Source organism: Pseudarthrobacter sp. B4EP4b (assembly GCF_006680095.1).
In the GTDB taxonomy this organism is placed as follows: domain Bacteria; phylum Actinomycetota; class Actinomycetes; order Actinomycetales; family Micrococcaceae; genus Arthrobacter.
This window is the reverse complement of sequence record NZ_VHIJ01000018.1, coordinates 1-20733: the sequence shown is the minus strand read 5'-3', so window position 1 is coordinate 20733 and position 20733 is coordinate 1. Positions and strand designations below refer to the sequence as shown.

The window sequence follows — 20733 nt, the reverse complement described above, 5'->3', positions numbered from 1 at the left end:
CGGCGATGCCCCCGGGTGAGATCGAACCGCTCGTCACCGAGCGGCTCGTGCTGCGGCTGGTCGAGGGCTCGGACGAGGCCGCCATCCACAGTTACCGCAGCAATCCCGCCGCCACCCGGTACCTCTCCCACGAGCCGCTCTCCGTCGAGGCCAACCGGGCAAGGCTCAAAGAGCTCCTGGTCCTTGCCGAGGCATCGGCCGGCGCCTGGTTCAACTACTGCTGGGCCATCACCCTGCGGCAGTCCGGGGAGGTGATCGGGGATGCGCGCACCTGGAACAGCACTGCCGTCTCCAGGCCGGGCATGCTGGCCCCCGGACGGCATCCTGCCGGGCACGCCGCGTTGGCTTACGTCCTGCATCCCGAGTACCACCACCACGGTTACGGACGTGAGGCTGCGGCCGCCCTGGTGACCTGGCTCTTCGCCCAGCGCGGGATCAACACTGTTGCAGCGGCGGTCTATGAACCGAACAAACCATCCATCCGGCTTCTCCGCAGTCTCGGGTTCCGGCCGGATGCAGTTTCCCCCGAATATCCGGAAAGCGCCGGCAAAGGCCTTCCGTTGCTGATGTTTCGACTGGAAAGTCCAGATTCATCACCCTGAGGCGGACGGGCGCCTGGTCGCCGCATAACCACCGCCAAGGAAGACCCCGCCCACACCCGCTTGAACACCGATGCCGACGGCTGCCAGTGGCACTCCGTCCGCTGCGCCGTCGCGCTCCCGGCCCTCCACGCAGGGAACCTGTGAAGCATCAGCGGCGTCCTGCGTCGCTCCGGGAAACCATGCCAGCGTGTCATCCTGGGAACCGGATTCCCCGGCCAGCATGCTGAACAGGATCAGCGGATTGCTCGCAGCTATCCAGGCGATCCTCTCGGTGTGATAAACCTCCGTGAAACCCCGCAGCTCGGGCAAGCATTGCCACGACACCATCTGTCCAGCGCCGTCACGTTCTATGTTCACAGCAACAAGGACCCGCTCCGAGGTTCGCACGGCGGGAAGAAGCGCCGCCACGGCAAGGACATTTCCGAGCAGGAGCAGGAAGGCTGCACTCCATGCCACGGCCCGTCCAGTGTTCTTGCCGAACCACCACAGCGTTCCCGCCCCGATCGCAGCAAAAACCAGGACCTCCCAAAGGGCCACAGCGGCCGCTATGACGGCTACGGCAGGGGAGGATTCCGTTGCGTAGGCAAGGCAAAGCAGGAACAGCGCAGCCAGCAACGTAAAAACCACTCCGCGGCCACAAGCCACCGTCCAGGCCAGGAACGGACCCTCCGCCGTAGGCTCCCCGTCCTCGTCCGTCCTGCCCCGATGGCGTGCCCATCTGATCGCCAGCACGCAGGTAACCGGAACCAGGATCGCCGCGGCCAGAACGTAGACGCCTCCGGGCGCATCGGGCGGAACGTCACCTCCGGTTGCCACCATCACCGTCAGCAGCCCAGCGGCCAGGGACGCCAGGAAAATGGTGGCTGACTGCCACCAGAAGCGTCCGGAGACGACAATCCGGGCGACGTCCACCAAGGCCTGGCGCAGGACCACGCGGGCGGCGCCCGGGCTTGGCGGCAGGGCATCATCGTCTTCAGCGGCCGCAGGGATGGTCCCGCCTGCGCCAATAACCTCGTACACAGGTTCTTCGACGCCGAAACCCTCGTCCTGCCGTTCGTCACCGGCCACAGTCCAAGCCCCCGTATCCCACAACAGGCCCAGCCCCGGTGCTCGCGGGGCTAACCCCATCGTGGTCCACCGTGCCGGGCCTGTCCACAGGAGCAGCTACGCTATGCGGGTTCCCCGCGCCAGTTTGCGGGCGGGCGTGCGAAGCGCACGCCAACCCAGCCACATCAGGAGTGCGGCCACCAACAGCTGCAGGCCCAGTCCCAAAGGCCACAGCGGGGTGGACTGCGCCAGGTACCGCGGTTTGACCTCGCCGTTCGCACACGGGAAGGTGCCCTCCGGACCGGCCATGGCATACCGGGCACCCTGGCTGATGGTCTCTATTGCGCCCACCGATGAGTAGTTGCGCTCCTGCGAACGGTCCTTGTAGGGGATCGCATCGGCCACCACCACGTAAGGGTTCATTGCTATCAACCAGGCCACCCGTTCGGTCCGCATGGCGCTCTGCTCCTGCAGCGGTCCGGAGCACGTGTACTCCGGTTCAGTGGGCCCCTGTTGGCCTCCCTCCCGGGACAGCGGCTCGTACGCCCGGTATTGGGCCTGGTTGGCCATAATGGTCCCCTGCGTAAGCCCTGTTCCCAGCCCAAAGGCGATCAGGGTGCCCACGGCAAGGCCGGCCACGGCGAGGTACGTGACCACGATCGAAAACAGTGGCCGGCCCGCGAGCGCCGAGATGCCAACACCGATGGCGCAGACAACTCCCACCTCAACTGCCAGCATGAGCAGCGCCACCAGGACGTGGCCGGGAGTCATGCCGCCCAGCGCCACCCCGATTACCAGGAAGGGCGTGCTGGCCACCAGGAAGGCCAGGGCCGCGGCCCACGCCGCGACGAATTTGCCCCACAGGATCTGGCCGGGCCGCAGCAGGGTTACCTGGAGGATGGCCAGAGTGCCGCCGGCCCGGTCGCCGTTAACGGCGTTGGCGGACAGCGCCGGGGCAACCAGCAGCGCAAAGAGCAGGACGAAGGCCAGGACCACCTCGAAGATCATGGATCCTGGACCGGTGTCCGGCGGCGCCACGTAGCCGGGGTATCCGCGCTGCGCCTCCTGGCTGGCGTTCCAGCTGGCCCAGGTCAGCCAGGTCACGAGGCCGGTCAGGACAAACCAGATGGCCAGCATGATGTACCAGCCGCGGGACCGCAGCCGCTGCTTGAGCTCAAGCACCACCACATCCCGAATGCCGGGCAGGTAACCGCCCGTTGTCCTGCCGCCGGTGTCCTGCCGGTCCTTTGTTGCGTGGCTCATCGCAGCTCCCCTTCGAGGCTCATGTAGGTCTCTTCAAGGGCCCCTGTTGCGGGGGCAAAGGAGGTCACCCCGACGCCGGCGAGCACCAGGTCACGCAGCAGCCGCTCGGCGTCGCTGTCACCGCCCAGCATCAGGCTGAGAGCCGGGCGGCGTCCTTCCTCGCGCCGGAACGCCAGCCCCAGCCCGGTCAGTTTGGCAGCGAGCGCCTCCATGTCGGAGGCGGTGACGGCGTAGCGCCGACCGGCGGCGGCAGCCTGCTCAGTGGTTTGCTGCCTGACGGTACGGCCCTTGTTAACGAACACGGCGCCGTCGGCAATTTCGTCCAGTTCGCTCAGCACGTGGGACGAAACCACCACCGCCTTGCCCTCTGCCGCCAGTTCCCGCAGCATCAGCCGAAGCTCCACGCGGGAGCCGGGATCCAGGCCCGATGCCGGTTCGTCGAGCAGAAGGACGGAAGGATCGTGGATCAGGGCCCGCGCCAGGCTGAGCCTCTGCTGCTGTCCGCGGGACAGTACCCGCGCCGGTTGGTCGGCCAGGTCGTCCAGCCGGACGCGTTCCAACAGCTCTGCGACCCGCCGTCCGATGCCCTGGGCGGGAAGCCGGTAGAAGCGGGCCATCTGGGTGAGGATTTGACGGGCGGTGAGCGACTCCCACACACCCAGGGTGTCCGGCATCCAGCCAACCCGGCTGCGTACTTCCGCGCGATCCTGGCGCGGATCGAGGCCGCCCACACTGATGCTGCCTTGGTCGGGCGCCAGCAACGACGCCAGCATCAGCAGCAGCGTAGTTTTGCCGGCCCCGTTTGGCCCGATCAGAGCGGTCACCTTGCCTGCCGGGGCATGGAAGTCCATATGTTCGACGGCGTGTACCATGCCGAAGCTGCGGCTGACGGCATGAGCCGTGATGCCGCCGTCGGGCTCCAGCCCTGCCGTACCGTCCGATAACTCAGAAATCATTGGCATGTATAACGCACCTGTCCCCCACAGTTTTTTGATGCACGCTGACACTTTTGAGCGTACGCCCGCGGATGCTGGCGGCACGCTTCCTAACGCCCAGGATTCGGTCACAATTCAACCCCTGACCGCGGGCGGCGATAAACTGGTGCCACGAAGTCGCGCCAACAACGGCGCAAGTTCCCCCGGGTCAGGGCCAACACAGCATCACCGCTGCTTGGGCCGGCTCCAATTTGATCCAGTGAAGGTTCGCGCATGAGTACGCCCACTACAGAAGTGCACAACGCAAAGCAGGCACAGGAGCTGCCCGCCGGCGGCGCAGTAACCAAACAGCTGATCGTGCAGAAGTTTGGCGGATCGTCCGTGGCGGATGCCGACGGCATCAAACGGGTGGCAGCGCGCGTTGTGGACGCCCATGCTGCCGGCAATGAAGTGGTTGTGGTGGTCTCCGCCATGGGCGATACCACTGACGAACTCCTGGACCTGGCCGCCCAGGTGACGGACTCGGCCCCCGCCCGCGAAATGGACATGCTGCTGTCCGCCGGTGAGCGTATCTCCATGGCGCTGCTTGCCATGGCCATTAACAAGCTGGGCGCCTCCGCCCAGTCCTTCACCGGCTCCCAGGCCGGCATGATCACCGATGGCATCCACGGCAAGGCCCGGATCATCGACGTCGACCCCCACCGGATCCGCACCGCACTCGACAAGGGAAACATCGCCATCGTGGCGGGCTTCCAGGGCATGAGCCGCGCCACGAACGAGATCACCACCCTGGGCCGCGGCGGTTCGGACACTACGGCGGTGGCACTCGCAGCAGCACTTGAGGCGGACGTCTGCGAAATCTACACGGACGTGGACGGTATCTACACCGCCGACCCCCGGGTGGTCCCCTCAGCCCAGAAGATCGATACGATCTCCAGCGAGGAAATGCTTGAACTTGCGGCGTCGGGAGCCAAGATCCTGCACCTTCGCTGCGTGGAGTACGCGCGCAGGTTCGGCGTGCCACTGCACGTCCGTTCGTCATTCAGCCAGCACGAAGGCACCTGGGTCATCCCCAGCGCCGAAGACAAGATCACCACTCAAGAGGGAGTTGCCTTGGAGCAGCCAATCATCTCCGGCGTCGCGCACGACCGTTCCGAAGCCAAGGTCACCGTTGTTGGTGTGCCGGACATTCCCGGCAAGGCTGCTGCCATCTTCCAGGTTATTGCCGATGCCCACTCGAACATCGACATGATCGTGCAGAATGTGTCCACCCACGGCACCGGCCGGACGGACATTTCGTTCACGCTGCCCATCGTGGAAGGCGCCGACGCACTGGCAGCGCTGCACGCAGCACAGGACCAGATCGGTTTTGAAACCATCGAGTACAACGAGCAGATCGGCAAGCTGTCGCTGATCGGCGCCGGAATGCGCTCGCACCCAGGCGTGTCCGCCACGTTCTTCAAGGCACTCTCGGACGCCGGCATCAACATCAACATGATCTCCACCTCGGAGATCCGCATCTCAGTTGTTACGCACGCTGACCTGCTGGACGAGGCCGTACGGGTCATCCACCGGGCCTTTGAGCTGGACAGCGAGAGCGAAGCCACTGTGTACGGCGGCACGGGCCGCTAACAGCTCGCCGCACCGCGGGACCTGCAAAACCGACTTTCAGTAAAAATGCACTGGTGACGGACTCAGTCCGTCACCAGTGCATTTTTGGGTCTGGCCGCAGCTGCGCTGCCAGGGTCAGGCCTCCTTCTCGAGGTCGTCGCGGCGTACCGCATAGTGGTGGCCTGACGTATCGGTTTCCACCACAAAGTGCGTCAGTTCCTCTTCCGAGGCCTGCTCGAACTCGTCATGCTTGTGTACCACCGGCAGACTGGAGTCCACCCGGGCGGCGGGGCCAAAGAAGAAGCGGAGCCTGTCCGTCAGGCTCATGAACCCATCGATGAAATGTGCCACTGTTTTCCACCCCCCTCCCGCGTACCGGGGAAAGAGCGATTCCAAGAAAATCCTGGCGGAGCCAGTGCCCTTATTTTACGCCCGGCACCTTAAAAAGGATCAGCAGCCCACCAAAACCGGGCGGGCTGCCGGGACACGAGCGGAGCCGGCACAGGGCCGGGCGGCAGGGTCAGCGAAGGGATTTGTCGTCAGGGTTCCGGGGCACCACATAGGTGCTGCCGTCGGGGCGCGTGAGGGTCTCCCACTGCTGGGTTTCAGCCTCGCGCTGCGCCAGGAGCCGGCGGTTTTCCTCCGTCATGTCGTGGATCAGGGACGTGCGGCTCGCGGGTCCGAAAACGGCCCGCAGCTTGCCCGTTGCCCGCATGAAGCGCTGGGAAGCGTTTCCCTTGCTTCCGGAGCTTGCCTTACCCATGAACCGACTCCTTCCAGTCACCCATCTACCGGTAACAGTGTACGCTAATAATTAGTGCACTAACAATTGGAGGCCTGATGAATCCCGCACCCGGTACTGCCGCCACCCAGGACGATGACCTGCTGCTGGAACACCAGCTGTGCTTCGCGCTGACCGTGGCGGCGCGCAGCGTAGTGGGAGCCTACAAGCCAGTGCTGGAGAGGATGAACCTCACCCACCCGCAGTACCTGGTGATGCTGTGCCTCTGGGAATCCAGCCCCCGCACCGTACGGAACATCAGTGATGCCCTCGCACAGGAACCGGCCACCATCTCGCCCCTGCTGCGTCGCCTTGAGTCCTCGGGCCTGATTTCCCGACGGCGGGTGGACGGCAACGAGCGCGCCCTCGCCGTTGACCTGACGCCGGCGGGTGCGGCGCTGCGGCAGGAGGCGCTCAATGTCCCGGGGACCATGATGGAGCGCCTGGGCCTGACCCGTGACCAGGTGGGCGAGCTGCACGCGTCCATGATGGGCCTGATCGCAGCCACCTCCAACGGCCGGCAGGCTTAGCCGGGCGATGATGCTGCGGCAGTAGAATGGCAGCATGACGGACAGGCCTCGGCGCGGGCACCAAGTGCTTTCAGGCACGGTGCCATCAGCAGTGCTCCTGCTGACTGCCCTCCTGCTGGTGCCAAGTTGTTCCTCCGGGCAGGGCGGCGGCACCTCGGGCAGCCCCGCAGCCCCCGCTTCTTCATCAGCATCGCCGGGTTCCGCAGCGCCGTCCGGCAGCACCGCCCCCGACGCCGAATCCACCATCCCGGCGCCCTCCCCCGAACCACCCGCACGGCCGTCGGCCGGTCCGGGGCAGGGCAATGCTGAATTGGCCATCACCTATAAGCCATCCGCAGCCGAGCCGGAGGTCCACTACACGCTGGTCTGCGTCGACGGCATGCCCGACGCCGAGAGCAAGCACCCCACTGCTGCGGCCGCCTGCTCCGCCCTGAAAGAAAACGCGGCACTGCTGGCCTCCCCGGCGCTCCGGACCGACCAGGCGTGCACGGAGCAGTACGGCGGTCCGCAGGAAGCCACGGTGACGGGAGTGGTGGACGGCGTCCCTGTTGATGACGCCTTCAAACGCACCAACGGCTGCGAGATCAGCGCCTGGAACGCGGCAAAGGACGTCATCGGTGCCAGCGGTGGAGCAGCTTAGGGTCCTCGCGGCGGACGAATGGCGGGAGAGGGAGGAAGCCCACCACCAGCGCGTCAGCCGCTATGCGGACCCCTACCTCGCCCGGCGCTCTGCTGGACAAAAGCATCCGGTGGAGGACTTCCTTTTCACCTACTACACCCAGAAACCAGGCCAGCTCCGGCGCTGGCACCCGGGTGCCGGCGTCGTCCTTGCGGGCGGGGAAGCGGCCGCGCGCCGCGGCTGGAAACACTACCGGACGCTCGACGACGACGAACTCGCCTCCCTCGGGCTGCCCACGGGAAGTACCGCTCTCACCTTGGACCGGACCGGGTTCCTTGCCGACCGCAAGGATGCCGTCGCCTTTGCCGGCATCATCCTTCGCGGCACCGCTGCGCGGCCCGCCCAGTTTGGCTGCTTCGGCCTGCACGAATGGGCCATGGTCTACCACCAGGACCGGTTTGACCTCCGGCACGAGTACCTGCAGCTGCGCCTCGGCTCAGCGGGGACGGACAAGGTGGTGGAGGACAACCGGATCCGCTGCACCCACTTCGATGCTTTCCGTTTCTACACGCCGGACGCCATCCCGCTCAATGAACTGGCTCCCAGCCGCGAGTCCCAGCGGCACCTGGAGCAACCGGGATGCCTGCACGCCAACATGGACCTGTACAAATGGGCCTACAAGCTGCTGCCGGCCCTGCCCAGCGAACTGGTGATGGACTGCTTTGAACTGTCCTGGCGCATCCGCGCCATGGACATGCAGGCTTCCCCCTACGACCTCGCCGAGTGGGGTTACCCGGCCATTCCCATCGAAACCCCGCAGGGCAAGGCCGCCTACGTGGAACACCAGCGTGGTTTCGCGGCCGAGGCAGCCGGACTTCGCGAAAAGCTTGCCCTTGAACTTGCCGCACTCGGGGGAAACGGTGCGGCATGATCGACCTGACCACCAGGCTGCGGGAGGACCCTGGCGCAGCCGAATACCTCTTCCGGCTGGTGGCCGACGATAACGGCCCTTCCGCTGCCAGTACCCTGCCGGATCCCGAAGCTGCATTGACCGCGGTCCGGACTCACGGTGAGGACATCTTCTTTCCGAAACCCGGGCCGCCTAAACTGTGCACCCAGCAGTACGGCGGGCCCCAGGTTGCCGTGGTCACCGGGACGTTCCACGGCCGGGTTGTTGAATCGGTTTTCACCCGTACGGATGGCTGCGAAATCGCCAGGTGGAGGGCGATGGCGCCGCTGCTGGGCAGCGCCGGCGGTGCGTGGGGCAACACCTAGGTTTCGCGGGAGAAAAGCAGGGTCCCGGGCGGTTTCCAACCGCCCGGGACCCTGCTTTTCGAGTAACTGCTAGGCCGCAGGCACGCCGTCCGCGAAGGCAACCTGCGGAGCGCCGGCTGGGGCAACGGAGGCTGCGCCCACCTGGACGTTGACCCAGGTCCTGATGCCGTTATTGCCCAGGCTCAGGCGGGACAGGTAAGCCCCTTCGGACAGGCCGGTCCACGAGAGCGTGGCCGCCGTGGCGGTTCCGTTCGGGGCCGCGATTGGGTTCGGATCCACCCTGAGATTGCCGGCATCCCCGGCAAAGGTCACGGCCTGGACTGTCGCTGTGGCCGGTCCATTGTCCGGGGTGGAGTAGAGGTTGGCCACGATGTAGTAGGTGCCCGCCCGGGGTGCCTCCAGATCCAGGAACTCACTGGCCGAGGCGGTCGCCACCTGGGTGGCCGTCAGTCCCCCGGCGCCATTCGGTGCATAGACCACCATGTCCCAGTCGACGTCGTCGGATTGCGCCTGGACACCCAGCCGGGCGAAGGAGGCCCCTTCCGGCACTGCCACTTGAAGCAGTGCGTTGTGGGCATCGTTGGCCGGTGCGTACTCGCCGGGAGTCTTGGTGATGGCCGTCTGGCTCACCGGAGCCAGGCCTTCCACGCCAACGCTGATGGGACTGTCCGACCCTGAAACCAGTTCCATGGTGCCGCTGCCGCTTCCGGCGGGTGAACTGAAGGAGAACGAGGGTGCGATCTGTGCGTCAACCGGCCGGATGGCGATTGGCGAGCTTACGGTGCGGGGACCCTTCCATGTCAGGCTGCCTGTACTGAATTTGCCCACCGGTGCGCTTACGTTCCGGATGGTCAGGGTAACTTCGCGGGTCTGGCCTGCCTTGGCAAAGTTAAGTGCTTTCGGTTCCACCTGGACGTTGAAGCCGGGCAGGTTGACCTCCGGCCGGTACATGCCGGGGACCAGGGCAGTCAGCTGGCGCTTGACCTGTACCTCGCCCACCAGGCTGCCGAGCGCGATGGACGGCAGGTTCAAATCCCGGGCGGCGATGGTGCCGGCCTGCGGAGCGCCGGTGTCCACACCCTGGCCGTTGAGGAAGCCCAGCCAGTCCTTGATCCCGGAGTTGTAAACCAGGCCCGGATCCAGGACTCGGGTTGAATCGATGTGCCCGGCACCGCCCTGGAACGGATCCGTGTTGGGCGTACCGTCCGCGTTGACGAGGGGGTAGGCCGTGGTCATCATGGCGGACTTGACCATCGCGGGCGTCCACTTGGGCTGTTTGCTGAGCACCAGTGCGCCGAAGCCGGCAATATGCGGTGCCGCCATGGACGTGCCGGACATAAAGCCAAACTGATCCCCGTGGTTGCCGATGGTGGAGACGCCGGCAAGAACGTTGACTCCCGGAGCCGCGATGTCAGGCTTCAGCAGGTCTCCGCCCGATGCGAGGGTGGGACCACGTGATGAGAAACCGGCGATCTGGGGAGCAGGGGCAGGGGGCAGGCCGGTCAGGTCGCCTTTGACGAGGCTGACGGTCAGCGCGGGGTTGGACTCCAGCTTGGACTTCAGTTCCAGGCTCTTGGGGGCGTTGACGTGCACGGTGGGCAGCACGTGGTTGTCCGCGTCTTCGGAACTGCTGGTGAGGTTCACCAGGATCATGCCCACGCCGCCCTTGTCCTGGACCTCCTGGCTCTTGGCCGTCCGGTCCACCACGCCGCGGTCGCAGACCACTACTTTGCCGGACACCTTGGCAGCATCGAGAGAACCGGGGCCGCACAAGTTCGGGTTGGCGGCCCCGGCAGCTGCCGCCGCGGCAGCAACCACCACAGGCTTGTCCGCGACTTCGGTCTTCATGATGGAGGCGCCCCGGTAGACCGAGCCGTCCGAGACCTTGACGGTGCCCAGCAGATCGCTCGGGAAAGTGGACGCGGCCACGGTGGTCAGCCAGGGTGAGGCGTGGTTCACGGTGGAAACGGTGGGGCCCGAGTTGCCGGCCGAAGCCGAGACAAAAACGCCGGCCGCGGCGGCGTTCAGGAAGGCCAGCGCCACGGGATCGGTGGTGCTGTTGTTGTTGCCGGAAATGGAGTAGTTCAGGACGTCCACGCCGTCCTTGACCGCAGCTTCCACTGCCTCAACCGATGCCGAGGAGTAGCAGCCGCCGGTGTCCGGGTTGGTGTCTTCCCAGCAGACCTTGTAGACGGAGACTTTGGCGGCGGGGGCGACGCCGGAGCTCCTGCCGAAGCTTGCGCCGTCGATGACCTGCTCCACGTTCGCATTGCCCGCCGCAGTGGTGGCGGTGTGGGTACCGTGGCTGCCCACATCCACCGGAGAGATGAGTTCCTCCGGGGCGCGGTTCGCGGGGGTCACGTACTGCAGGAAGGAATCGGCGAAGTAGCGGGCACCGATGACCTTGGAGTTGCAGAGGGAGCCATCGAACGCCGCCCCGGTTCCCTGGCCCTTCTGGCACTCGCCCTCGAAGGTGGTGCCATCTGCCTTCAGCATGGCTATCTTGCCGTCGGCGGTCCGGTAGGGAACGCCAACCTGGGCGGGACCGCTCAGGGGCTGGACGGGCTCGCCCTGGAGGAACGGGTTGTCCGGGGCGTAGCCGGAATCGATGACTCCCACCACAACGCCCTTGCCGGCGTTGGCCTCGCCGCCAAACTGCTTGGCCCACGCACCTTCCGGCCCGGTCAGTTTGAGGAAGTCGGTGGTGGTGTAATCGGGCCCGTTCTCGACGTCGGGAGCAACCAGGAGAACGCGCTGGTCCTTCGCGAGTTCCATCGCCTGGGCGGCGGTCAGTTCGGCGGTGAAGCCGTTGAGGGCAGCCGTGAACTGCTTTTGCGGTGTGGCGCCCTGGCTTGCAGCCACGTCACGCTGCTGCTTGCGAAGGTGCGCGTCATAAGCCTTGTAGTTGGCGCTTGCGGAGTCCAACTTCCGGCCGCTTTGTGGTTTGGTTGCCCCAAGCCCCGGGGTTTCACCCTCATAAGCGGCAGCCGCCGCACCTGCCAGCACAACAACGTAGCGGCCGTCCTTGAACTCAACAGGCGCGGTTTTCTTGGCAGCGGGCGGCAGAACCTGTCCGGCCGGCGCCGCGGTGGCGGGAGTGACGGCCATCGGGGTGAGCAGAAGCGGCAGGGCCACGGCCAGCGCCGCAGCCCTCCGGAATCCCCCGCCCCTTACGGGGCTCTTTCCAGTTGATCTCACGTGCAACCCTTTCGAGAGGTACCGGCCCAGCCATGGTTGGGGGCCCGAAACGACTGGCCCGGCACACGAAGTTACAGATCTTGTCATTTCGTGTTACCGGCCGATTCAAAGGGTACAGAGTGAGAGCCAAATATGACATAGGACACTAAGGCAGATTTTTTCTAGTCATGCGGTTCGCGGGCATGCCCGGTTGCCGGGCACGAAAAAGGGCGCCCCGCAGGGCACCCCGACTACCTCACACTGCTGTGCCCGCCGCTGTTATTGGCGGGGTGTCCTGACGACGTCGCTGATCCACTGCCTGGTTTTTTCGTCCACCGGTCCGGCAACACGGTTCTCCCGGGCAAACCGGTCTGCCTTGATCTTCTGAAGGACCATCCGGCCCAGCCCGGCGAAGACAGCCGCGGCCATCACCGGCAACAGCACGGATCTCGATTTCTCAGCCATTCAGCAATCCTAATGACCGCACCCGCACAACTCCAGAATCTCTTCAATACGGGACTGCGGCGGAACCCTGTGACTCCCGCTCCATATGCTGCCCGAACCGGTCAGCATGACAGGAATCAGCCGAATACAGGGTGGGACGCTCCGGCCGGTAGAATGGACTAGCAAGCTCGCGGAGCGCCCGTCCACCAAGTCTTTCAAAGTGTCCCCCAAACACCTCGGTACGGCGTGAGACGGCACCACTGAGCTGCGCCCTTACCCAAGCTCACGCACAGGAGTTACCGGATGCCCCGGATCGTTGTTGACGTTATGCCCAAGCCCGAGATTCTGGACCCGCAGGGGAAGGCTATCGTCGGCGCTCTGCCCCGGCTGGGCTTCACCAGCTTCAGCTCTGTCCGCCAGGGCAAGCGTTTTGAACTGACTGTCGACGGCGAGGTGACCGAGGACATCCTGGCCCAGGCACGCGATGCCGCAGAGACCCTGCTGTCCAACCCCGTGATCGAGGACGTCGTCAACGTCGAGGTCGTCGAGGCCTGACATGACTGAACTTCCCCTGATCGGCGAGGCCATCGCCGTCGCCGCAGAACCGCGCCTCGCTGGGGCCCGGATCGGCGTCGTCACCTTCCCCGGGACCCTGGATGACCGCGACGCTGCCCGCGCCGTGCGCCTGGCCGGTGGCACCGCCGTCGAACTCTGGCACGCGGATACGGAACTTGGCGACGTGGACGCGGTGGTGATTCCCGGCGGTTTCTCCTACGGTGACTACCTCCGTGCCGGAGCGATCGCCCGGTTCGCACCGCTGATGTCCAAAATCATTGACGCGGCCAACAGCGAGGCCAAGCTGCCCGTACTCGGCATCTGCAACGGCTTCCAGATCCTCACCGAGTCGCACCTGCTGCCCGGCTCGATGATCAAGAACGACCACCTCAAGTTCATGTGCCGCGACCAGGTGCTGCGCGTCGAGAACAGCAACACCGCATGGACGCTGGACTACCAGGCGGGCCAGGAAATCATTGTGCCGCTGAAGAACCAGGACGGCCAGTACATCGCGGACGAGAAGACCCTCGACGCCCTTGAGGCTGAGGGCCGCGTGGTGTTCCGCTACGTCGGATTCAACCCCAACGGTTCCCGCCGCGACATCGCCGGCATCTCCAACGCCGCCGGCAACGTGGTGGGCCTCATGCCGCACCCCGAGCACGCGGTGGAGGCCGGATTCGGCCCCGAGTCGCTGGACGGCATCGGCGGCTCCGATACCGACGGGCTGGGCTTCTTCACCTCCGTTTTGACCAAGATTGTGGGAGGCGACAAGTGAGCATCGAAACCACCAAGAAGTTCAATATCGACACTGTCGAAAACGCCGCGAAGACCCCGGACACCGAGCTGCCGTGGGCCGAGCTGGGCCTGAAGCAGAACGAATTCGACGATATCCTCAAGGTCCTGGGCCGCCGCCCCACCGGCGCCGAGCTCGCCATGTACTCCGTGATGTGGAGCGAGCACTGCTCCTACAAGTCCTCCAAGAACCACCTGCGCCAGTTCGGCGAGAAGGTGACCCCGGAGATGAAGAAGGACATGCTGGTGGGCATCGGCGAAAACGCCGGCGTGACCAACCTCGGGGACGGCTGGGCCGTGACCTTCAAGATCGAATCGCACAACTCGCCGTCGTTCGTTGAGCCCTACCAGGGCGCCGCAACCGGCATTGGCGGGATTGTCCGCGACATCATCTCCATGGGCGCCCGCCCGGTCGCCGTGATGGATCCGCTGCGCTTCGGCGCCATCGACCACCCGGACACCGCGCGCGTGATGCACGGTGCGGTGGCCGGTATCGGCGGCTACGGCAACTCCCTGGGCCTGCCGAACATCGGCGGCGAAATGGTGTTCGACTCCGTGTACCAGGGCAACCCGCTGGTCAACGCCCTCGCAGTGGGCGTGATGCGCCACGAGGACATCCGCCTCGCCAACGCCTCGGGCAAGGGCAACAAGGTGGTGCTGTTTGGTGCCCGCACCGGTGGCGACGGCATCGGCGGCGCCTCCGTGCTCGCCTCCGAGTCCTTCGACGACACCAAGCCCTCGAAGCGCCCCGCGGTGCAGGTGGGCGACCCGTTCGCCGAGAAGGTCCTCATCGAGTGCTGCCTGGAGCTGTTCAAGGGCTCCCTGGTGGAAGGCATCCAGGACCTCGGCGCCGCCGGCATCTCCTGCGCCACCTCCGAGCTGGCCTCCAACGGCGACGGCGGCATGCAGGTTGAGCTGACCTCCGTCCTGCTGCGCGACCCCACGCTGACCCCGGGCGAAATCCTGATGTCCGAGTCGCAGGAACGCATGATGGCCGTTGTCACGCCGGAGAACGTTGCGGCGTTCGAAGCCGTGATGGACAAGTGGGCTGTTGAATACGCGTGGCTGGGTGAAGTGACCGACACCGGCCGCCTCATCATCACTTGGGAAGGCGAGGTGATTGTCGACGTCGATCCCCGCACCGTGGCACACGACGGTCCGGTGTACGACCGCCCGTTCGCCCGTCCCGAGTGGCAGGACGCTGTGCAGGCCGACACCTTCACCGGCTCCGTGCAGGACGCCGGCAGGCCCTCCGCTCCGTCGGAGCTCGCGGCGGCAGTGACCGAACTGGTGGCATCACCGAACATGTGCTCCAAGTCCTGGATCACCAACCAGTACGACCGGTACGTGGGCGGCAACACCTCCATGGCGTTCCCGGACGACGCCGGCGTGGTGCGCGTGGATGAGGAAACCGGCTTGGGCGTTGCCCTGGCCACCGACGCCAACGGGCGGTACACCTACCTCGATCCCTACCACGGTGCGCAGCTGGCGCTGGCCGAGGCCTACCGGAACGTCGCCACCTCCGGCGCCGTCCCGATGGCCGTCAGCGACTGCCTGAACTTCGGTTCCCCCGAGGACCCGGACGTCATGTGGCAGCTGGCGGAGGCCATCCGCGGCCTGTCCGACGCCTGCAAGGTGCTCGGTGTCCCGGTTACCGGCGGCAACGTTTCGCTCTACAACCAGACGGGCACCACGCCCATCCACCCCTCCCCCGTGGTGGCTGTGCTGGGCAAGCTCGACGACGTCGCCCGCCGCACGCCGTCGGGCTGGCGTGAGGACGGCCAAGCGATTTACCTGCTGGGCACCACCGCTGCCGAGCTGGACGGCTCCGAGTGGGCCAACATGCGCGGCCACCTGGGCGGCCAGCCGCCGAAGGTGGATCTCGACGCCGAACGCGCCCTGGGTGAGATCCTGATCAACGCCTCACGCGACGGCATGATCGACTCCGCTCACGACCTCTCCGAAGGCGGCCTCGCGGCTGCCCTGGTGGAGTCCTCGCTGCGCTACGGCGTGGGTGCCCGGATCGCACTGCAGGATGTCCTGGACCGGGACGGCGTGGACCTGTTCACGGCGCTCTTCTCAGAATCCCAGGGCCGCGCCGTTGTGGGCGTTCCCCGGTCGGAGGAAGTCCGCTTCACGGATATGTGCACCGCCCGCGGCTTCACCCACACCCGTATCGGTGTGGTGGACGCTGCCAGCGGAACCCTGGACATCAACGGAGTGGAGAGCCTGTCCCTGGACGCGCTCCGCGAAGCCCACGAAGGGACCCTGCCGAAGTACTTCGGCTAGGCCCCACCCCCAACAAGCAACGCGGGGTCACTTACCGCCCAAAAATCCCTCCGGGATGGGCGCTGAGTGACCCCGCGTCTAGTTAAGCAAGAGGTGGAAAGCCCAACGGTCCTCATCGGCAGCAACGGATTTCTCCTTTACAAGCTTTGTCATACCTATGCGCCATTCTTGTCTTGTTCCTAAAAACAAGTGAGAGAGCGTGATGATGAGCAGCTTCATAGAACACCTTGCGCGCGAGGCAGCCGGGCCCTGGACCGCAGTGATTGCTTCCATTCTTGGGGCTGTCGTCAGCCCGGTGCTTACTGCCGCGATCGGCCGTTCTTCGGCCAAGGCGGCCGAACGCGAGAATGTTGCGCGGGAGCTACCCTCGCAACGCAACGATCAAAGGATTCGCACTGGAGATATCTCCGGGAACGCGAATTTCCATCAAACGATCGACCAACGGCGTTATGTAACTACGAGCAACCATTCTTCGACTTCGAACACAGATAACAGTGGATTCTTTGGGCTGCTTCTGGGCGCTGCTGTTGTAACTGTTGTCGTTGGAACCGCAACAGCAAAGTTCGGACTGAGTCTGCTCGCAGCTTTGCCATGGGCCCCAACCCTCGGCGCAGTGGTTCTGGTCGTCATGACGCTGCAACAGCAGCGGAGCGGGTCAAGGGTTCCAGTGACCGCTCCCATAGTGGGCGTTTTACTTGCTGGTCTTTGCTGGGTGGTGGCCGGATTCATCGGAAGTAATGACAACGTCCGCTGGGCGATCGCCCACGTCAACGAGCACGGCTTCAAAGTAGCGGAGCCGTCGGCAGGCCTGATCCTCTGGCTTTTCGCCGCTACTGTTTTCGTCGCTTTGTCCGGTATCTCAATAGTGCCGCTCACTGTCGGGGCACAGCTCCGGTACAGCAGCCCACTTGAGAGCCAGCATTGGACAGCTCCGTTTATCGGCAAATCCGGATTTCGGCTGGGGATTTCGACATCGGTCTTTTGCGGAGTACTACTGCTGGCCGCTTTGGCATTGCCGGCCCTCGTAAGGCTCCTTGGGCAGTAGCCATATGGCGTGAGAATGTTAGTCTTCGCTGTGGAGCTCCCGCTGGCGTGCGCTGAGCAGTTCGATTTCAGGGCGCCCTGCTACCAGGCGTTCGACGGCGGCCAGCACCTCCACGAGGTGGGCCCGGTCGGCTGCCACGAGGCCTGCACCCAACCGGGTGCGCCGGTACTGGTCATGGTCCCCTACCTCCGCCACGGAGACGTCAAAGCGGCGCTTGACTTCAGCGATCAGCGGCCTGACGACGGAACGCTTTTCCTTGAGGCTCTGCACGTCGCCCAGGAGGATGTCGAATTCGATCCAGCCGATCCACATCAGATGGTGAGCTCCCCCATGAGGTCCCAGGCGTCGCCGTCGAGCTGGCGGCTGATGATGCGGGGTGTTTCGGCGAGGGCCTGGGGCATGTCCGCCATGGCCTGCTTGAAGTGTGGGCTGTTGACGTGGTCGCCGGCGGCATCGTCCTTGAAGGCTTCCACCAGGACGTACTCGTTCGGGTCATCGAGGCTGCGCGACCAGTCGAACCAGAGGTTGCCCGGTTCCTGGCGCGTGGCCTGGGTGAAATCTGCCACCAGGCCGGGCCAGCGCTCCGACCACTCGGGCTTGACCTTGAATTTGACAACGATAAAAATCATGGGCGCAGTCCTTCCGCAGCGAGTTGCCGTGCCCCTTCAATGTACCGGGATGTAACGTGGCGTTGCGCCGCCCGGGTCACCAGTCCCCCGGCCGCGTAGAACCAGTTGCCCGGCTTGCTGAACGCGCGGATCCGTAGGTGAACAGCGGCGTCGCTGTTGATCTCCACCTCGAAGGATTCCTCGCCGCGGGCCGGGTGCCCACGCAACGCTCCGTAGCCAAATCCAGCGGACTGCGGCACATCCGCCCTCAGCGGTTCGTGAACCCAGACCACCTCGCAGGGGGCATTCAAGCGAAAGGGTCCGACGCCGAAACCACTGACCACCCGCGCTCCCGGCACCACCTGTGGTGAATCCGTCCGGACGCGGAGGCCTGCGCGCCGCTGGAGCTCCCAGGACAGAATGCCCGCTGCCACCCGCCGGTACACGGCAAAGCCACTGCCCAGCTGGACCTCTTCCAGGACCCCGGCGTACCCCTTCGGAACGGCCCGGTACTCCGTTCCTCCTATGCCGGGGTAATCAAGGTCATGCCGCATGCCCTGCTGCGGCCACTTGGGCATCACTGCTCGATGCCCCTGGAGCCGGCAAGCCGTGCCCAACCGAGCTGCTCCTGCTGTTTCCTGGTCAGCCCTGCCACCACCAGGTCGTAGGAGTCCTCCACCATGTCGCGGATCATGTCATCCGGCAGGGCTCCATCAAGGCGGACCCCGTTCCAGTGCGTCTTGTTCATGTGCCATGCGCCGGTGATTTCCGGGTGCGCGGCGCGGAGCTGCACGGCAAGGTTGGGCTCACATTTGAGGTTCACGTACCAGTCCCGCAGGTCCATCCCGGACAGCGCGAAAAGCTTGGCCTCATGCCGCGCCCCGCCGGCGGCATCGGCCCGAACCTTGAAGACAGCCGTCTCCGGGCCGAACGGATAATCCTCGAACGCGCCGGGAAACGAGAGGCAGATCTTCCTCAATGCAGCAGGGTCCATTCACGAAGCCTACAAAGCCGGCTGCCGCGGTGCTAGTCTGCGAGGATGTCACATGATCAGGGGGCCATTCCTGTTCTGGACCTGGCCACGGCCCGGCAATCCGACGGGTCCTTCAATCCGGAATTCATCGAGCAGCTGCGCCATGCAGCGCACCATGTGGGTTTCTTCCAGATCACCGGTTACGGTGCGTCGCCAGGCCAGCCGGAACGCCTGCTGGACCTTATCAGGCGGTTCTTTGCGCTGCCGCTGGAGGAACGGATGAAGCTGGACAACAGGCTTTCTCCGCACTTCCGCGGATACACGCGGATGGGCACGGAGGTGACCCAGGGCCGTGCGGATGCCCGGGAGCAAATCGACTATTCGCCCGAACGCGAGCCGGTCAGGGACTATCCGGACGACAAGCCTTACTGGCTGCTCCAAGGCCCCAACCTGTGGCCCGAAGACTCCTTCCCGGAACTCAAGCCGGCCGCAATGGAGTGGGCGGAACTGATGTCCCGGGTAGGAATGGAACTGCTCCGGGCCATCGCGGTCTCACTGAAACTGCCCGAAGACTACTTCGACGAGCCGTTCCAGGGCAGCCCGGCCTGGATGGGAAAGCTGGTTCACTACGTGGGCGGAGTCGTGGAAGCCGCAGGCGACCAGGGCGTGGGCTCACACGCGGACTACGGGTTCGTCACGCTCCTGCTGCAGGACGATATCGGCGGACTGGAGGTCCTTCCGCCCGGGGCCAGCGAATGGGCGCCCGTCGAGCCCATCCCCGGAGCCCTGGTGGTGAACCTGGGCGAGATGCTCGAAGTCGCGACCGAAGGCTACCTCGTGGCCACGATTCATCGGGTCCAGGCGCCGCCACCGGGCGTGGACAGGTATTCGGTCCCGTTCTTCTGGTCGCCCCGCCTCGACGCCGTGATCGATCCCGTCCCCCTCCCGCCGGAGCTCAAGGCCGAAGCGCGGGGTATCACTGACGATCCCGCCAACCCGCTGTTGGCTTCCTACGGGATGAATATGCTCAAAGGCAGGATGCGGGCCCACCCGGACGTCACGGAACGGCACTATCCGGGGCTCCTGACCCGCTGAACCGGCAGGAACGTCAGAGGTTGTACTTCCAGGCCTGCTGGGCGGGACAGGTGTCCATCACAACGTCCAGCCCGGCAGCCTTGGCCCGTTCCGCCGCGGCCTCGTCGATGACACCCAGCTGCAGCCACACCGCTTTCGCTCCCACCGCGATTGCCTGGTCCACCACATCCCCCACCTTCTGCGAGTTCACAAAACAGTCCACGACCTCGATGGGATGCTTTTCGGGCGGGATGTCACCGAGGCTCCGGTAGCCAGTTTCCCCGTGTACGGCTTCGCCGGGAAGGTTGACGGGGATAATCTCCATTCCCAGCCGGTCCCGGATAAAAAGCGAGGTGTCGTAGGCTGCACGCCACTCATTCGTGGTGAGGCCCACGATGGCCCAGCGGCCTTTGGTCCGCATCAGGCGTTCGACAACGGCAGGATCATTTTTGTGGCCCATGCGCTTAGCCTACGTCGCCCGCGGCTACCGGTTGAACTTCTGCAGCCAGCTGTTGCCGGGGATGGCCTTCAAGGCCTGGCCGGCGGTGTCCGCCGTCCCCTGCAAAGTCCCTCCGGCCACGTAGGCCAGCACACCCGGCACGGCATCACCAACCTTGCCCGGCGCATCGGAACCGACTTGGCCGTCCTGCCCCACGGCATGCCCCGGATGCCCGTCCGCCTTCCCCTTAGCCGTGGCGGCAGAACCAGCATCCGTGGCGGCAGCACCGGCGTCGTTTCCGGTCCCTTTCGCCATGCCCTGCCCGGTGGCGGCCGCACCGCTCCCCTTCACTCCGGAGGCGTGCGTGGCCGGGATTCCGGCGGAGGCCGCCGGGCTGCGGCGGGGACCAGCAGGATTCTCCGCAACGCCAGCGGGTTGGCTGTCAGCAGTATCGCCCGGGTCCGGTTCAGAAGCTTCCACTTCAGCTCCAGTGCTGCCGGACAGAGCCGTTGCCGGCAGCCCGGTTCCGAGGGCCTGCGGCGCCGGAAGACTCCAGGCGGGAGCCCAGTCCTTGAGCATGTGCTGGATGGAGAGGCTCCCCGCCTGCCCGTGAGGGGCAGTGCTGGCGGCAACCCCGCCCGCACCCATCCCCATCCCCGCTATCAGGGCAAGCC

The 20733-nt window shown here is 65.4% G+C and carries 24 protein-coding genes and 1 pseudogene; 11 read left to right on the top strand and 14 right to left on the bottom strand.

What is annotated here, in order from left to right; translation table 11 throughout:
• Window positions 1–5 precede the first annotated feature (5 nt).
• Entirely contained in the window at window positions 6–602 is a 597-nt protein-coding gene (locus tag FNL14_RS06540; protein WP_142058656.1) for a GNAT family N-acetyltransferase, read from the top strand.
• On the opposite strand, the gene FNL14_RS06535 is transcribed toward FNL14_RS06540, so the two are convergent.
• The 3 genes from FNL14_RS06535 to FNL14_RS06525 are packed head-to-tail and all read right to left on the bottom strand — an operon-like array spanning window position 594 to window position 3868.
• A complete protein-coding gene (locus FNL14_RS06535; protein WP_142058654.1) occupies window positions 594–1730 on the bottom strand; it encodes a hypothetical protein in 1137 nt (378 codons plus the stop codon). The genes FNL14_RS06540 and FNL14_RS06535 overlap by 9 nt on opposite strands.
• A 36-nt stretch (window positions 1731–1766) precedes the next feature.
• Window positions 1767–2912, bottom strand: a complete 1146-nt coding sequence (locus tag FNL14_RS06530; RefSeq protein ID WP_142058652.1) for an ABC transporter permease — start codon at window positions 2910–2912, stop codon at window positions 1767–1769.
• Window positions 2909–3868, bottom strand: coding sequence for an ABC transporter ATP-binding protein (locus FNL14_RS06525; RefSeq protein WP_142058784.1), 960 nt, complete (start codon window positions 3866–3868; stop codon window positions 2909–2911). Before FNL14_RS06525 ends, FNL14_RS06530 begins: the two co-directional genes overlap by 4 nt.
• A gap of 252 nt (window positions 3869–4120) precedes the next feature.
• Here FNL14_RS06525 and FNL14_RS06520 point away from each other — a divergent pair, with 252 nt between their 5' ends.
• Window positions 4121–5479: an aspartate kinase gene (locus tag FNL14_RS06520; RefSeq protein ID WP_142058650.1), complete on the top strand. Its 1359-nt coding sequence runs from the start codon at window positions 4121–4123 to the stop codon at window positions 5477–5479.
• A gap of 114 nt (window positions 5480–5593) precedes the next feature.
• Here FNL14_RS06520 and FNL14_RS06515 read toward each other — a convergent pair whose 3' ends face one another.
• On the bottom strand, window positions 5594–5809 hold the full coding sequence (locus tag FNL14_RS06515; protein WP_091421138.1) for a hypothetical protein: 216 nt from the start codon (window positions 5807–5809) through the stop codon (window positions 5594–5596).
• A gap of 169 nt (window positions 5810–5978) precedes the next feature.
• Window positions 5979–6221 carry a hypothetical protein gene (locus tag FNL14_RS06510; RefSeq protein WP_091421135.1) on the bottom strand — a complete coding sequence of 81 codons (243 nt, stop codon included), beginning with the start codon at window positions 6219–6221 and terminating at the stop codon, window positions 5979–5981.
• Between the two features lie 77 nt (window positions 6222–6298).
• On the opposite strand from FNL14_RS06510, the gene FNL14_RS06505 reads away from it, so the two are divergent.
• From FNL14_RS06505 to FNL14_RS06490, 4 genes are read left to right on the top strand one after another with little or no spacing between them, the layout of a single operon-like run.
• Window positions 6299–6769, top strand: coding sequence for a MarR family winged helix-turn-helix transcriptional regulator (locus FNL14_RS06505; protein ID WP_142058648.1), 471 nt, complete (start codon window positions 6299–6301; stop codon window positions 6767–6769).
• A gap of 34 nt (window positions 6770–6803) precedes the next feature.
• Window positions 6804–7409, top strand: a complete 606-nt coding sequence (locus FNL14_RS06500) for an SSI family serine proteinase inhibitor (RefSeq protein ID WP_142058646.1) — start codon at window positions 6804–6806, stop codon at window positions 7407–7409.
• Entirely contained in the window at window positions 7387–8319 is a 933-nt protein-coding gene (locus FNL14_RS06495; protein ID WP_181762556.1) for a 3-methyladenine DNA glycosylase, read from the top strand. The genes FNL14_RS06500 and FNL14_RS06495 overlap by 23 nt, the downstream gene beginning before the upstream one ends.
• Window positions 8316–8663, top strand: a complete 348-nt coding sequence (locus FNL14_RS06490) for a serine protease inhibitor (protein WP_142058642.1) — start codon at window positions 8316–8318, stop codon at window positions 8661–8663. Before FNL14_RS06495 ends, FNL14_RS06490 begins: the two co-directional genes overlap by 4 nt.
• 69 nt (window positions 8664–8732) lie before the next feature.
• On the opposite strand, the gene FNL14_RS06485 is transcribed toward FNL14_RS06490, so the two are convergent.
• Together FNL14_RS06485 and FNL14_RS06480 are read right to left on the bottom strand one after the other, a co-directional pair.
• Window positions 8733–11771, bottom strand: a complete 3039-nt coding sequence (locus tag FNL14_RS06485; RefSeq protein ID WP_255470731.1) for a S8 family serine peptidase — start codon at window positions 11769–11771, stop codon at window positions 8733–8735.
• 348 nt (window positions 11772–12119) lie between these two features.
• A complete protein-coding gene (locus FNL14_RS06480; RefSeq protein ID WP_091421117.1) occupies window positions 12120–12305 on the bottom strand; it encodes a hypothetical protein in 186 nt (61 codons plus the stop codon).
• A 282-nt stretch (window positions 12306–12587) separates the two neighbouring features.
• Here FNL14_RS06480 and purS point away from each other — a divergent pair, with 282 nt between their 5' ends.
• The 3 genes from purS to purL are packed head-to-tail and all read left to right on the top strand — an operon-like array spanning window position 12588 to window position 15920.
• Window positions 12588–12839: a phosphoribosylformylglycinamidine synthase subunit PurS gene (gene purS, locus FNL14_RS06475; RefSeq protein WP_003798434.1), complete on the top strand. Its 252-nt coding sequence runs from the start codon at window positions 12588–12590 to the stop codon at window positions 12837–12839.
• 1 nt (window position 12840) lies between these two features.
• Window positions 12841–13614: a phosphoribosylformylglycinamidine synthase subunit PurQ gene (gene purQ, locus FNL14_RS06470; RefSeq protein WP_142058638.1), complete on the top strand. Its 774-nt coding sequence runs from the start codon at window positions 12841–12843 to the stop codon at window positions 13612–13614.
• The gene (gene purL / locus FNL14_RS06465) at window positions 13611–15920 is read left to right on the top strand and encodes a phosphoribosylformylglycinamidine synthase subunit PurL (protein WP_142058636.1); all 2310 of its coding nucleotides are present in this window, start codon (window positions 13611–13613) and stop codon (window positions 15918–15920) included. Before purQ ends, purL begins: the two co-directional genes overlap by 4 nt.
• A 78-nt stretch (window positions 15921–15998) precedes the next feature.
• On the opposite strand, the gene FNL14_RS23245 is transcribed toward purL, so the two are convergent.
• A complete protein-coding gene (locus tag FNL14_RS23245) occupies window positions 15999–16139 on the bottom strand; it encodes a hypothetical protein (RefSeq protein ID WP_181762555.1) in 141 nt (46 codons plus the stop codon).
• A 40-nt stretch (window positions 16140–16179) separates the two neighbouring features.
• Here FNL14_RS23245 and FNL14_RS06460 point away from each other — a divergent pair, with 40 nt between their 5' ends.
• Complete coding sequence (locus tag FNL14_RS06460; protein WP_142058634.1) at window positions 16180–16965, top strand: hypothetical protein; 786 nt, start codon at window positions 16180–16182, stop codon at window positions 16963–16965.
• Between the two features lie 18 nt (window positions 16966–16983).
• Here the strand turns inward: FNL14_RS06460 and FNL14_RS06455 are convergent, their stop codons facing one another.
• From FNL14_RS06455 to FNL14_RS06440, 4 genes are read right to left on the bottom strand one after another with little or no spacing between them, the layout of a single operon-like run.
• Complete coding sequence (locus tag FNL14_RS06455; RefSeq protein WP_091421106.1) at window positions 16984–17277, bottom strand: DUF503 domain-containing protein; 294 nt, start codon at window positions 17275–17277, stop codon at window positions 16984–16986.
• On the bottom strand, window positions 17277–17594 hold the full coding sequence (locus FNL14_RS06450; protein WP_091421104.1) for a putative quinol monooxygenase: 318 nt from the start codon (window positions 17592–17594) through the stop codon (window positions 17277–17279). The genes FNL14_RS06455 and FNL14_RS06450 overlap by 1 nt, the downstream gene beginning before the upstream one ends.
• Entirely contained in the window at window positions 17591–18151 is a 561-nt protein-coding gene (locus FNL14_RS06445; RefSeq protein ID WP_255470726.1) for a DUF1990 family protein, read from the bottom strand. The genes FNL14_RS06450 and FNL14_RS06445 overlap by 4 nt, the downstream gene beginning before the upstream one ends.
• Entirely contained in the window at window positions 18151–18567 is a 417-nt protein-coding gene (locus FNL14_RS06440; protein ID WP_142058632.1) for an MmcQ/YjbR family DNA-binding protein, read from the bottom strand. The genes FNL14_RS06445 and FNL14_RS06440 overlap by 1 nt, the downstream gene beginning before the upstream one ends.
• Window positions 18568–18612: 45 nt before the next feature.
• On the opposite strand from FNL14_RS06440, the gene FNL14_RS06435 reads away from it, so the two are divergent.
• Window positions 18613–19641: an isopenicillin N synthase family oxygenase gene (locus FNL14_RS06435; protein ID WP_142058630.1), complete on the top strand. Its 1029-nt coding sequence runs from the start codon at window positions 18613–18615 to the stop codon at window positions 19639–19641.
• A gap of 13 nt (window positions 19642–19654) precedes the next feature.
• On the opposite strand, the gene FNL14_RS06430 is transcribed toward FNL14_RS06435, so the two are convergent.
• Both FNL14_RS06430 and FNL14_RS23240 read right to left on the bottom strand, forming a co-directional pair.
• Window positions 19655–20080 carry a CoA-binding protein gene (locus FNL14_RS06430; protein WP_142058628.1) on the bottom strand — a complete coding sequence of 142 codons (426 nt, stop codon included), beginning with the start codon at window positions 20078–20080 and terminating at the stop codon, window positions 19655–19657.
• A gap of 24 nt (window positions 20081–20104) precedes the next feature.
• Window positions 20105–20733, bottom strand: a pseudogene (locus FNL14_RS23240) (hypothetical protein); the annotation flags it as partial.